Annotated in this window: 13 protein-coding genes; 5 read left to right on the top strand and 8 right to left on the bottom strand. The window is 69.6% G+C overall.

What is annotated here, in order from left to right:
* Positions 1-11: 11 nt before the first annotated feature.
* The 4 genes from OG734_RS20550 to OG734_RS20565 form a co-directional block, all read right to left on the bottom strand.
* On the bottom strand, positions 12-1616 hold the full coding sequence (locus tag OG734_RS20550; RefSeq protein WP_330288989.1) for an acyl-CoA carboxylase subunit beta: 1605 nt from the start codon (positions 1614-1616) through the stop codon (positions 12-14).
* On the bottom strand, positions 1613-3265 hold the full coding sequence (locus OG734_RS20555) for an acyclic terpene utilization AtuA family protein (protein ID WP_443065093.1): 1653 nt from the start codon (positions 3263-3265) through the stop codon (positions 1613-1615). Before OG734_RS20555 ends, OG734_RS20550 begins: the two co-directional genes overlap by 4 nt.
* Before the next feature lie 74 nt (positions 3266-3339).
* Complete coding sequence (locus OG734_RS20560) at positions 3340-4152, bottom strand: TIGR03084 family metal-binding protein (RefSeq protein WP_330288991.1); 813 nt, start codon at positions 4150-4152, stop codon at positions 3340-3342.
* 154 nt (positions 4153-4306) lie between these two features.
* Positions 4307-4429, bottom strand: a complete 123-nt coding sequence (locus tag OG734_RS20565; RefSeq protein WP_330288992.1) for a hypothetical protein — start codon at positions 4427-4429, stop codon at positions 4307-4309.
* Positions 4430-4590: 161 nt separating this feature from the next.
* Between OG734_RS20565 and OG734_RS20570 the strand changes: the two genes are divergently transcribed.
* Complete coding sequence (locus OG734_RS20570; RefSeq protein WP_330288993.1) at positions 4591-5955, top strand: glutamate decarboxylase; 1365 nt, start codon at positions 4591-4593, stop codon at positions 5953-5955.
* 398 nt (positions 5956-6353) lie between these two features.
* Here the strand turns inward: OG734_RS20570 and OG734_RS20575 are convergent, their stop codons facing one another.
* Positions 6354-6725: a DUF4440 domain-containing protein gene (locus tag OG734_RS20575; protein ID WP_330293727.1), complete on the bottom strand. Its 372-nt coding sequence runs from the start codon at positions 6723-6725 to the stop codon at positions 6354-6356.
* A 165-nt stretch (positions 6726-6890) separates the two neighbouring features.
* Between OG734_RS20575 and OG734_RS20580 the strand changes: the two genes are divergently transcribed.
* Positions 6891-7685, top strand: coding sequence for a class I SAM-dependent DNA methyltransferase (locus tag OG734_RS20580; protein ID WP_330288994.1), 795 nt, complete (start codon positions 6891-6893; stop codon positions 7683-7685).
* Positions 7686-7727: 42 nt separating this feature from the next.
* Here OG734_RS20580 and OG734_RS20585 read toward each other — a convergent pair whose 3' ends face one another.
* Together OG734_RS20585 and OG734_RS20590 are read right to left on the bottom strand one after the other, a co-directional pair.
* Positions 7728-8057: a hypothetical protein gene (locus tag OG734_RS20585; protein WP_330288995.1), complete on the bottom strand. Its 330-nt coding sequence runs from the start codon at positions 8055-8057 to the stop codon at positions 7728-7730.
* A gap of 78 nt (positions 8058-8135) precedes the next feature.
* Positions 8136-8771 (bottom strand): TetR/AcrR family transcriptional regulator, encoded by a 636-nt coding sequence (locus OG734_RS20590; RefSeq protein WP_330288996.1) that lies wholly within the window; start codon positions 8769-8771, stop codon positions 8136-8138.
* A 77-nt stretch (positions 8772-8848) separates the two neighbouring features.
* Here OG734_RS20590 and OG734_RS20595 point away from each other — a divergent pair, with 77 nt between their 5' ends.
* Entirely contained in the window at positions 8849-10303 is a 1455-nt protein-coding gene (locus OG734_RS20595) for an amidase (protein ID WP_330288997.1), read from the top strand.
* A gap of 246 nt (positions 10304-10549) precedes the next feature.
* On the opposite strand, the gene OG734_RS20600 is transcribed toward OG734_RS20595, so the two are convergent.
* Positions 10550-11128: a TetR/AcrR family transcriptional regulator gene (locus tag OG734_RS20600; RefSeq protein WP_330288998.1), complete on the bottom strand. Its 579-nt coding sequence runs from the start codon at positions 11126-11128 to the stop codon at positions 10550-10552.
* A 91-nt stretch (positions 11129-11219) separates the two neighbouring features.
* On the opposite strand from OG734_RS20600, the gene OG734_RS20605 reads away from it, so the two are divergent.
* Together OG734_RS20605 and OG734_RS20610 are read left to right on the top strand one after the other, a co-directional pair.
* Positions 11220-11666, top strand: a complete 447-nt coding sequence (locus tag OG734_RS20605) for a DUF1772 domain-containing protein (RefSeq protein ID WP_330288999.1) — start codon at positions 11220-11222, stop codon at positions 11664-11666.
* Between the two features lie 247 nt (positions 11667-11913).
* Positions 11914-12339, top strand: a complete 426-nt coding sequence (locus tag OG734_RS20610; RefSeq protein ID WP_330289000.1) for a DUF4267 domain-containing protein — start codon at positions 11914-11916, stop codon at positions 12337-12339.
* Positions 12340-12417 lie beyond the last annotated feature (78 nt).

The raw sequence follows: 12417 nt of genomic DNA on the forward strand, positions 1-12417 counted from the left end.
TGTTGATTTCCTTACATTCGGAAGACGCCGAAGCCGCCGCGGGCGCCCTCGTAGGGGGCGGTGTGGATCGCGGAGAGGCACAGGCCGAGGACGGTTCGGGTGTCGCGCGGGTCGATGACGCCGTCGTCGTACAGCCGCCCGGAGAGGAACATGGGCAGGGACTCGGACTCGATCTGCTGCTCCACCATGGCCCGTAGCGCGGCGTCGCCCTCCTCGTCGTACGGCAGCCCCTTGGCGGCGGCCGACTGGCGGGCGACGATCGACAGCACGCCCGCGAGCTGCTGGGGGCCCATGACGGCGGACTTGGCGCTGGGCCAGGCGAAGAGGAAGCGGGGGTCGTAGGCGCGCCCGCACATGCCGTAGTGCCCGGCGCCGTACGACGCCCCCATGAGGACGGAGAGGTGGGGGACGCGGGAGTTGGAGACCGCGTTGATCATCATCGCGCCGTGCTTGATGATGCCGCCCTGCTCGTACTCCTTGCCGACCATGTAGCCGGTGGTGTTGTGGAGGAAGAGGAGCGGGATGTCGCGCTGGTTGGCGAGCTGGATGAACTGGGCCGCCTTCTGCGACTCCTCGCTGAAGAGGACCCCTTGGGCGTTGGCGAGGATGCCGACCGGATAGCCGTGCAGCGCGGCCCAGCCGGTCACGAGACTGGTCCCGTAGAGGGGCTTGAACTCGTCGAAGTCGGAGGCGTCGACGATGCGGGCGATGACCTCGCGGGGGTCGAAGGGCACCTTCAGATCACCCGGGACGATCCCCAGCAGCTCCTCCGCGTCGTACTTGGGGGACTGGACGTCGGCGGGGCTCGGATCGGCGTACGCCTTGCGGTGGTTGAGCCTGGCCACGACCCGGCGGGCCTGGCGCAGGGCGTCGTGCTCGTCGAGGGCGAAGTAGTCGGCGAGGCCCGACACGCGCGCGTGCATCTCGGCGCCGCCCAGCGACTCGTCGTCGCTCTCCTCGCCGGTGGCCATCTTGACGAGGGGCGGCCCGCCGAGGAACACCTTGGCGCGCTCCTTGACCATGATCACGTGATCGGACATCCCGGGGATGTACGCCCCACCGGCCGTCGAGTTCCCGAACACGACCGCCACCGTGGGAATCCCGGCGGCGGACAGACGGGTCAGGTCGCGGAAGACGGCTCCCCCTGGGATGAAGATCTCCTTCTGGGACGGGAGATCCGCGCCGCCGGACTCGACGAGGCTGATGAAGGGCAGCCGGTTGGCGAGGGCGATGTCGTTGGCGCGCAGGGCCTTCTTCAGGCTCCACGGGTTGCTGGCGCCGCCGCGCACGGTCGGGTCGTTGGCCGTGATCAGACACTCGACGCCCTCGACCACCCCGATACCGGTGACGAGGGAAGCTCCGACGGCGTACTCGCTTCCCCAGGCCGCGAGCGGCGACAGCTCCAGGAAGGGGGTGTCGGGGTCGAGGAGCAGCTCGATGCGTTCGCGGGCGAGGAGTTTGCCGCGGGCGTGGTGCCGGGCGATGTACTTCTCGCCGCCGCCAGCGAGGGCCTTGGCGTGTTCGGCGTCGAGGGCGGCGAGTTTGCCGAGCATGGACTCGCGGTGGGACGCGTGTTCGGGGCCTGCGGTGTCCACTACGGAAGCCAGGACCGTCACAGCAGTACCTCCGGTATGTCGAGGTGCCGGGAGCGCAGCCATTCGCCGAGCGCCTTGGCCTGCGGATCGAAGCGGTGCTGCGCGGCGACGCCCTCGCCGAGGATGCCCTCGACGGTGAAGTTGAGGGCGCGCAGGTGCGGGAGGGTGTGTCGTACGACGGTCAAGTCGGCGGTCTCCGGGAGCAGTTCGCGGAATCGGGTGACGGTGAGGGTGTGGGCGAGCCAGCGCCAGGCTTCGTCCGTGCGCACCCAGACACCGACGTTGGCGTTGCCGCCCTTGTCGCCGCTGCGGGCACCGGCGACAAGGCCCAGGGGAGCGGATCTCGTCGGTGCTGACAGCAGGGGTTCGGGGAGGGGTGCCTCCGGCAGTTCTTCCAGTACGAGGGTGTCGTGCGGCGGCGGTACGGGGATCCGGCGGCCGTCGTCCAGGACGGCCGTGTGGTCCACGGCGTCCTGTGGGACGTACTCCGCCTCGAAGACCCCGTAGGGGGCGCCCTTTCCGGGGGGCGCCAGGACATGGAACCCGGGGTAGCTGGCGAGGGCGAGTTCGACGGCGGCGCCGCTGAGGGTGCGGCCCACGGTGTTCTGGTCCGGGTCGCGTACGACGAGCCGGAGCAGGGCGCTGCCGGTCTCCTCGGTGGGGGCGTCGGGGCGGTCGGTGCGGGCGAGGGTCCAACTGATGTCGGCGGGGCGGGACTTGGCCGCGCTGAGCGCGCTTTCCATCTGACCCCGGACGAGCGCGGCCTTGTGCTCGATGTCGAGTCCGGTGAGAACGAAGGTGACCTCGTTGCGGAAACCGCCGAGCCGGTTGAGGCCCACCTTGAGAGTGGGCGGGGGCGCTTCCCCCCGTACGCCGTGGATACGTACCCGGTCGGGACCCTCCTGGGTGAGGCGGACGGTGTCGAGGCGGGCGGTGACGTCGGGGCCGGCGTACCGGGCTCCCTGTGTCTCGTACAGGAGTTGGGCGGTGACCGTGCCGATGTCGACGATGCCGCCGGTGCCGGGGTGCTTGGTGATGACGCTCGTGCCGTCGGCGTGGATCTCGGCGAGGGGGAAGCCGGGGTGGCGGAGGATGCGGGGGTCCTGACGGACGTGCTCGGCGAAGAAGGCGTAGTTGCCGCCGGTGGCCTGCGTACCGCACTCCAGCACATGCCCGGCGACGACCGCGCCCGCGAGCTGGTCGTGGTCCTGCGGCCCCCAGCCGAAGTGGGCGGCGGCCGGCCCGGCGACGAGGGCGGCGTCGGTGACCCGGCCGGTGACGACGATGTCCGCGCCCTCGCGCAGACAGGCGGCTATGCCGAAGGCGCCCAAGTAGGCATGTGCGGCAAGGCTGTTGGGGTGGCCGGCGGTGAGGTCGTCGCCCTCGACGTGGGCGACGCGGGCGGGGATGCCGAGTCGGTCGGCGAGTTTCCTGACGTTCTCCGCGAGGCCCGCAGGGTTGAGGCCACCGGCGTTGACGACGATCCGTACCCCCCGCTCATGGGCGAGACCGAGGCACTCCTCCAACTGCCGCAGGAAGGTACGGGCGTACCCCGCCGAGGGGTCCGACGGGTTCTTGAGGCGGTCGCGGCCCAGGATGAGCATGGTCAGCTCGGCGAGGTAGTCGCCGGTGAGGACGTCGAGTTGGCCGCCGGTGAGCATCTCGCGCATGGCTTCGAAACGGTCGCCGTAGAAGCCGGAGGCGTTGCCTATGCGGAGGGGCGCCGGGTGGCCTTGGGGAGCCGTCACCGCGTGGCCCCGTTCGGTGCGCGTCCGCTGCCCGGGGGTCCCGCGAAGGCCTGGGCGATGTCGAGCCACTGGTCGGCGTCGGGGCCTTCGGCGCGCAGGGCGAGGTCGGTGCGGTGGGCGCGCTGGGTGACGAGGAGGCAGAAGTCGATGGCGGGCCCGGTGACGCGCTGGGGTGCGTCCGGGGGGCCGTACGTCCACAACTCGCCCGGCTTGCTCAACTGCCCCTCCGGGGCCGCGAGTTCGACGCGGAATTCGTCGGCGGGCGGGGTGCGGCCCCGTACGGCGTACGCGAAGTCCCGGGTGCGTACGCCGATCCGTACGACATGCCGGAGCCGGTCGGTGGGGGCGCGTTCGACGCCGAGCGCGTCGGCGATGTCCTGGCCGTGGGCCCAGGTCTCCATCAGGCGGCCGGTGGCCATGGAGGCGACGGACATGGGTGGGCCGTACCAGGGGAAGCGTGTTCCGGCGGGGGCCGCGCGCAGGGCCGCCTCCAGCGCGGCCCGGCCCGCACGCCACTCGGCGAGCAGCCGCGCGGGCGGTTGTGCGGCGCCCTGCGCGGCACCCTCGTCGACGAAGCCCTCGGGTGACGCGAGCGCCTTCTCGACCTCGCCCGCGAAGGCGCCGGCGTCGGTGACGGCAAGGAGTGCGGCACGGTCGGTCCAGGCGAGGTGCGCGATCTGGTGGGCGACGGTCCAGGCGGGGGCGGGGGTGTCGAGGGCCCACTGCTCGGGGCCCAACTCGGCTACCAGTTGGTCGAGTTGGGCGCCCTCCTGGCGTAGGTCGTCGATGACGGCCGACTGGTCGGACACGAGGCGCTTCCTTTCGGGCACGACGGCGTGCCGGGCGTTGCGGCGTGGTGCGGCGTGGAGCGGTCCGTTCTCGAAGGATGGCAGCGACACCAGAAACAAGCAAGCGTGCTTGCATTAGTCGGAGCGGGGGACGCCAACCTCGGACTTTCTGCCATCACTGCGCCTGCGGTTTCTCCGTGGTGGTGAGGGCGGAGGGAGCGAGCACCCACAGCAGGGCCCGGCCGGTCAGTGGCGTCGTGGCGATCACGGTCACGGTCACGGTCACGGTCACGGTCACGGGCCAGACGACGGCGGGCCTTGCTGTTGATCAGTGTCGCGGCCACGCCGGGAATGGAGCAGGAGGGCCCGAGCGCCCGAGGGGGCCGGATCGGTGGCTTGCCGTTCCGACTCGGTGTGTCCCTCACCAAGGGAGGATCCGTCACCGTTTGAATTGTCCATATGACTAAAAGCGACGACGCGGCACTGTTCGGCAACCGATTCCTGACCGCGCCCGCACCCTCGGAGACTTTCCCCGAAGAGGGCATGGCCGCGATGGACGCGATGAGGCTCGTGGATGTGGATCTGGCCATGGAGGGCGACCCACAGCGCAACCTCGCCACGTTTGTCACCACGTGGATGGAGCCGGAGGCGCAACAGCTGATCGCCGAGAACCTCCACCGCAATTTCATCGATCATGCGGAGTATCCCATTTCCGCCGAGATCGAGCAGCGTTGCGTGCGCATGCTCGCCGACCTCTTCCACGCACCGGGCAGGACGACCGGCTGCAGGACCCAGGGCTCCTCCGAGGCGATCATGCTCGGTGCGCTGTCGCTGAAGTGGAAGTGGCGCCAGCGCCGCCAGGCGGCCAACCTGTCGATGGACCGGCCCAACTTGATTTTCGGCGGGGATGTCCACGTCGTGTGGGAGAAGTTCTGCCGCTACTTCGACGTCGAGCCGCGGATCGTGCCGCTCGCCGAGGGCAAGTACACGATCGGACCGGAGGATGTGGAGCCCCACCTCGACGAGAACACGATCGGCGTCGTCGCCGTCCTGGGCACCACGTTCACCGGCCACAAGGACGATGTCGTGGGGATCGACAAGCTCCTGCGGGACATCCGCAAGGAGCGGGACCTCGACATCCCGATCCATGTCGACGGCGCCAGCGGCGCATTCGTATGGCCCTTCCTCTACCCGGATTCGAAATGGGACTTCCGGCTACAGCAAGTCCGTTCGATCAACGTGTCGGGACACAAGTACGGCCTGGTCTACCCCGGCATCGGATGGCTGATCTTCCGCGAGGAATCCGACCTGGCCAAGGACCTCGTGTTCTACGAGAACTACCTGGGCAAGACCGACGCGACGTTCACACTGAACTTCTCCACCGGTGCGTCGATGGTGCTTGCGCAGTACTACAACTTCGTGCGGCTCGGTCGCCAGGGCTACACCTACGTCATGAAGATCATGCAGGAGAACGCCCGCGCCTTGGCGGACAACCTGCGTAGCAGCGGCCGCTTCGAAGTGATCGGGAGCGACCTCGAACAGCTACCGCTGGTCGCCTTCCGCCTCGTCGGCAAGCACGCCTACGACGAGTCCGACATCGCCTGGCAACTCTCGGCCGAGCGCGGCTGGATGGTTCCGGCATACACGCTCCCGCCCAACGCGGAGCGGGTGAAGATCCTGCGCGCCCTGGTCAAGGAGACCCTGAGCCGCGAGCAGGTCGACCGCCTGAGCCAGGACATTGAGGACGCGTGTCGCACGTTGGACGACAAGGGTGCAGCCCACGGGATCGAGCGGGCCCAGGTCAAGCGCGGCACCGGGTACTGACACCCCTCCGTGTCGGCACTCGGGCTCCAGAACTGAGCCTGGTCGCGCGCTTTCACGCGGCAGGGCGTCCGGCAGGTGATCAGAAACGCGGAGAGTGCTCCTGACCCGCAACGATGGGACTTGTCCAGGGTCCAGGTCGTCGCGTGAAAGAGGCGCTCTCCGAGTGAGGAAGCGCATCGGGCCCTACCCGCGTATCCGTACCGCCGCCCTTCCATGCGGGCAGGACCGACCCCGCCGGAGCCGTGGAACCGGGCGCCCACCCGACGTGACAGCCAGGGCCTCGCGCTGGCCATCCACAGCCCAACGCGCCGAAACAGCCCGCCAGTTGCACTGCCAAGCCGTCATGAAATGCCGAGGCCAACGCAGATTCACGGTGGCCCGCGTGGGCGGTTGTGTTCCTACTCGTCGTCCCAGGCCATCGAGCTCATCCGCCAGCCGGCAGGCGTCCGGACGAACTGGGTGGTCTTGCGGCCGGCGCCCTCGAACCACTCACCGTCGAGGAAGCCGGACTTGCGGTACTCGCTGAACCGGTGCGCGATCGATCCGAAAATCTCGGTCCGCTCGGCGACTTCCCATTCGGAGAACTCCGTCAGCGTCCCATCGGTGAGGATCTTCTCCCGGGGCTCGACGAACGCGTCAAGGTCGTAGATCACAAGCTCGCCTCCGACGTTTTTGATGATCATTCCCTGTGGAATGAACACCTCTCGGACCACGTCGACGTTCGGCCGGCTGTCGCCGGTGTTGGTGAACGCACCGAGGAAGGCGCGCATCAACTGGTCGAGTTCGGCCTTGACTTCGGACACGGGTGCTCCTCCAGAGGTTGCTTCAATGCGCCAACAGTGCCCTACGCGGGCGGGGTGGCGGAGACGGAGCGGGCGGCTCCAGGCGGCGGAAATCCGGATGCACCGCAGCCTCTCCCGCAGTACGGTCCCCCGGTGACTGCCTCAGACGCCAGTACCGATCAAGGCCGAGCCGTCGATGACAATGCCGATGACGGCTACTTCGGAGAACCCGTAGCCGCGAAGTACGACGACCCCTCCTCCGACATGTTCGCCCCCGCCGCCATCGAACCGGCGGCCGATTTCCTCGCCGAGTTGGCAGGTGACGGGCGGGCCCTCGAACTCGGGATCGGGACGGGACGTATCGCGTTGCCGTTGGCGCGGCGCGGGGTCGAGGTGCACGGGATCGACATGTCCCGGGCGATGGTGGCCCGGATGCGGGCCAAGCAGGGCGGGGACGCGATCGGGGTGACGATCGGGGACTTCTCGGCGACGCGGGCCGGTACGACAGACGGGGACTTCTCCGTCGCCTACCTCGTCTTCAACACGATCATGAACCTGACCTCGCAGGAGGCGCAGGTGGCGTGCTTCCGCAACGTCGCGGCACACCTGGCGCCCGGCGGGACCTTCGTCGTCGAGGTCATGGTGCCCGAGCTGCGCAAGCTGCCGCCGGGCCAGAACGTCGTGCCGTTCCACACGAGCCCGACGCGCTGGGCCTTCGACGTGTACGACGTCGCCACCCAGGCGACCAGCTCGAACTACGTCGAGGTGGTGGACGGGCGCGGGTCCTACCGGTCGATTCCCTTCCGGTACGTGTGGCCGTCCGAGCTCGATCTGATGGCCCAGCTGGCCGGGATGCGGCTGCGCGAGCGGTGGGAGGGGTGGACGCGGGAGCCGTTCACGAGCGAGAGCACGAAGCATGTGTCGGTGTGGGAGAAGCCGGCCGTCTGAACCAAGGCACCGGGCGCGGCTCGGTCACCCAGGTCCCCCAGGTCACCTCGGTCGTCGACCGCTCCACCATCTGCGGCGGCGTCGCGGAGCATCGGCGAGTACGGCCGCCGGGACCCCCAACTCCCCGAGTCGCCCCAGCAGTTCCGCCTCCTGCTCCCGTGTGACCGCCAGCCACAGCGAGGTGCCCGAGTCGTTTGCGCTGAGGATCCGCCGGTCTCCTTGGCGCGCCTCGGCGTTGATCGTGTGCGGTGCCAGGTCCAGCAGCACGCCGAACTGCTCGTCGTCCCTCACGTCGATGTCGATGCCCATCCCGGGGTCGTCGCGGCGTGAACGTCTGCCGTCCGCCAGCGCCTCCCGCCCCAGGTTCAGCAACCGCTCGTACGACGGCAGCGTCTCCGGTGGCCAGGCGCAGCCGACACGGCGCGCGCAAGGCGATCAGCGCCACGAGTGTCAGACGGCCTTTCCGGGACGGCTGGTGTGGAGACGTCCCCAGAGGCGGACCACATGCGCGTGCAGGGCGTCCTCGGCCTCCTCAGCGGTCAAGTGCCCTATGAGCACATGGCTGGTCAGGCCGTCCGCGAGGGCGAGAAGGGCCCGGGCCTCACGCTGCGGATCGAGCGTCGCGGGATCATCGTCGGCCCGGCCGCTCTCGTCGGCCTCCGTGATAAGGCGGACGAGGAGGCCCTGGAGAGCGGCGTAACTGATGCGGAGTTTGGCGGCGAGTGGCTCGCTGACGGCGGCCTGGGCAACGAACGCGAGCCACACCCGTGCCTCGGCGCGGTGCTCTCTGCGGAGCAGGGCGATCTCGGTGGCCGCGTGGCCCAGGACGGTAGCGGCCGACAGGGCCGGGCTGCTGGACAGGTGGGCCCGTACACGTTCGGTGATGCGCTCGCCGACGTGGTCGACGGCGAACAGGAGCATCTCCTCCTTGTTGCCGAAGCAACGCTGAACGGCGCCCAGGGAGACCTCCGCTCGGGTGGCGACGTCGCGCATGGTCACCCCCTCAGGCCCGTGTTGGTCAGCGAGGAGGCAGACGGCCTCGGCGATCCGTCGGCGTCGGCTCTCGTAGTCCACCTGCTTGGGCATGTTCGGGCGCCTCCTTTTTCCAATACGAGCGTATCGCTTCTGGGTTATGGTTCCGCCGCGAGCCCTTCGACACCTGAATGGGGAGGACAAGAACCGTGCGGGATGCCCTATGGAAGATGCCGGCCGCAGCCCAGGCAGAGGCGGTCCGCCGTGGAGACATATCGGCTGCCGAACTGGTCGACAGCCACCTGGACCGCATCGCCGACGTCAACCCGCAGGTCAACGCGGTCACTCAGCTGATGGCCGAGCGTGCCCGTGAAGCCGCGGCGCGGACGGATTTACGCCGGGCCGCAGGCGAAGAGCTGGGGCCTCTGGCAGGGGTGCCGTTCACGGTGAAGGAGACCACCGCCGTCGAAGGCGTGCCGACCACGATGGGTATCGCGCGCTTCCGCGATCTGGTGGCGACGGCCGACGCACCCCCGGTGGCCCGGCTGCGTGCCGCCGGAGCCATACCGATCGGGCACAGCAACATACCCACCCTGATCCTGGCCGGGATGCACACCCGCAGCGAACTGTTCGGCGACACCGTCAACCCGTGGGACCGGAGCCGGACTCCGGGGGGCACCAGCGGCGGCGACGCAGTGGCCGTAGCCACCGGCATGGCCGCGCTCGGGCTCGGCAACGACTCCGGCGGATCAGTACGGATCCCGGCCTCGTTCTGCGGCGTGGCGGGACTGAAGCCCACCGCCGGGCGATTCCCCGCCGACCACCGTATTCTCGGCCCGGACGACCCAGGACCAGCCTCACAGATGCTGGTCACCGACGGGCCCCTGGCCCGCAGGATCGCCGACCTGCGGCTGGCATACGAGGCGCTGGCCGGGACCGACCCGCGGGACCCGCGGGCCGTACCGGTGCCCGTCCGTGGTGAGCCGCTGCCGGGACCGGTGAAGGTCGCGGTCGTCGCCGATCCCGGCGGCCACGGCGTCCACTCCACGGTCCGCGGTGCTGTCGCGGCCGCGGCCGACGCGCTGCGGGACGCCGGGTACGACGTGCGGGAGATGGCGGACGTTCCGCGGCTGGATGAGGCACTTGAGGCGTACCACCGGATCGTCGTGACCGAATTCGCCCCGACCTGGCCGGTGGTGCGGACACTGCTCGGCGAGGGCGGAGATCGCTACATCGAGATGACGATGGAGAAGACCCCGCCCGCGACCGCGGCGGAGTTCATGCAGCTGATGGGGGTCTGGCTGGGCATCCGCCGCTCCTGGGCGGAGTTCCTCGACGAGTACCCGCTGCTGCTCGGGCCGGTGTTCACAGAGCCGGCCGTCGAGCCGGGGCTGGAGTCACGCGACCAGGCAGGGCGGGACCGAGTCGGCTCGGGCATGCGCCTGTGCACGGTGACCAGCTTCGCGGGCGTACCCGGGGTCGCCGTACCGACCGGAGTGACCGACGGCCTGCCGTCCGGCGTGCAGATCGTCGGGCGCGCGTTCCGGGAGGACCTGTGCCTGGATGCCGCCCAGGAGGTCGAGGACCGCCTCGGAGTGCTCACACCGATCGACCCTCGCCCGGAGGTCCCAGCGGCCGCGCGGTAGGCAGTGCTAAGACAGCGGGGCAGGGAGACGGGCCCTCCCTGCTGGCCGGGTGTCGGCAAACGATCGCCTGCCGACACTCACGCGTGTGATCACGAACCCAAAGTGAACAGTGTCGGCAACTCACGTCGGAAATCAACGTCGGGGAAAGGTCCTTCGGGCAGTTTCCGACGATGCTCATCGGCTACTGCCGCACATCGACGGCCGACCGCCCGATGGCCCCGGCTGCCTGCCCGCCGGGACGGTGTGTCAGACCATGGCGAGCCTGTCCACCACCAGCTCCACCCTGCGCTCGGTGTCCTCCGGCGGGAGCCGTCCGGCCCGGGTCAGGGTGGCCAGTCCATGCAGGGCGGCCCAGAACGTCTCGGTGAACAGTCCCGGGTCGATGCCGTCCCCGGCGACCTCGCCGAGGCTTTCCAGTAGCGCGGCGAAGGCGTCCTTGAGGGGTGCCGGGGTGTCCTCCTGTGCGTACGGGAGACCGCCGTCGAGCTGGAAGATGGCGTCGTAGACCGCCGGGTTGCGTGCGGCGAAGTCGAGGTAGGCGCGGGCGAGGGCGGCGACCCGCTCGCGCGGGCCGTCCGCGGCGGCGGTCGCGGCGCGCACCGCCGCGGCGAGCTCGGTGGCGCCCTGGAGGGCGACGGCGCCGATGATCTCCCGTTTGCCGCGGAAGTGGCTGTAGAGGACGGGCTGGCTGTATTCGATGCGCTCGGCGAGCCGGCGGGTAGTGACCGCGTCCCAGCCCTGCTGCTCGGCGAGTTCGCGGGCCGTCGCCACGATGAGACGTTCGCGGCCCGCCCGTTCGCGCTCCTTGCGTTCCTGTACCGACATGATTCGATCCTAGCACCGCTAGACAATGGAGCGGCAGTAGTACTAGCGTTGCCTCATCGGCTAGCAACACTAGATATCTGGAGGGGTCACCATGCTCAACGCACTCGAGGTCTTCACCACCGTGGCCGTCGGCGTGATGGTGGGGGTGGAGTTCTCCGTCGCCTTCGTCATGAACCCGATCCTCAACGCCCTCCCCGAGGACAGCCGCCAACTCGGCCACGCCCACGGGGGCCGGATGCTCGGCGCCGTGATGCCGGTCTGGTACATCGGCTCACTCGTCCTCGTCGCGCTCTGGGCCATCGCCGGACGGCACCACCACGGCACCGGCCTCGTCGCCGCCGCCGGCGCGCTGCTGCTCCTCAGCGTGGTCATGTCGCTCCTGCTGCTCGTCCCGATCAACAACCGGAACAAGACCTGGACCCCCGACAACCGGCCCGCCGACTGGAAGCAGCAGATGCAGCGCTGGGAGCGCTTCCACTACGTCCGCGTCGCCGTCATCATCGCCGCCTTCACCCTGCTCGTCGCCGCCCTCACCTGAGCCCGCGGCCCGCGGCCCGGCGGCCCGAGACCGCGCAGGCGGCGCACGATCCCCGCTCCCCGGGCGGCAGCGGGCCACCGAACTCCCGACATCCGGGAATGCAGCTGCCGCTCAGGTCCCACAACTGCGATCCCGACAAACTGCGCCCCTCGATCAGCCGCGTCCGCGCGGCCCGACCAGGCTCCACACGACTCAGCAAGCTCCACGAAGCTCACCAAACCGGCGAAGACTCGCAAGGAGAAGAACAATGTCGCTGAAGAAGATCAACACTGTCCTGGTCGCCGCCTTCATCCTCTTCATCCTCTGGTTCGGGGTGGAGTTCATCCTGAGCCCGGAGACGACAGCGCCGAGCTTCGGCCTGCCGAGCTGGCCGTCCGGCGACGGCGACGGCTTCCTGATCATCAAGGGAATCCGCGACGTCGTCCTGGCCCTGGTCCTGGGCATCCTGCTGGTGACAGGCCACCGCCGGGCATTGGGCTGGGTGCTGCTGGTGGAGGCCCTCGCCGCGTACGGCGACATGACCACCGTGCTGGCCCACCACGGCTCCGTGGCCACCGCGCTCGGCGTCCACGGCCTGACCGCGACGCTGATGGTGGTCAACGGCCTGCTGATAATGCGAGAGACCCGCAAGACCGCGGCCGCTCCGGCAACGCCCGCCATGCAGCCCGCCTGACGCCACCTTGGCGCGCGTCGGTATTCGCCGGCGCGTCGGTATTCGCCGGTCAGTGCCCGCCGGGAAGACGAGGCGCAC

The organism is Streptomyces sp. NBC_00576, from assembly GCF_036345175.1.
GTDB lineage: Bacteria > Actinomycetota > Actinomycetes > Streptomycetales > Streptomycetaceae > Streptomyces.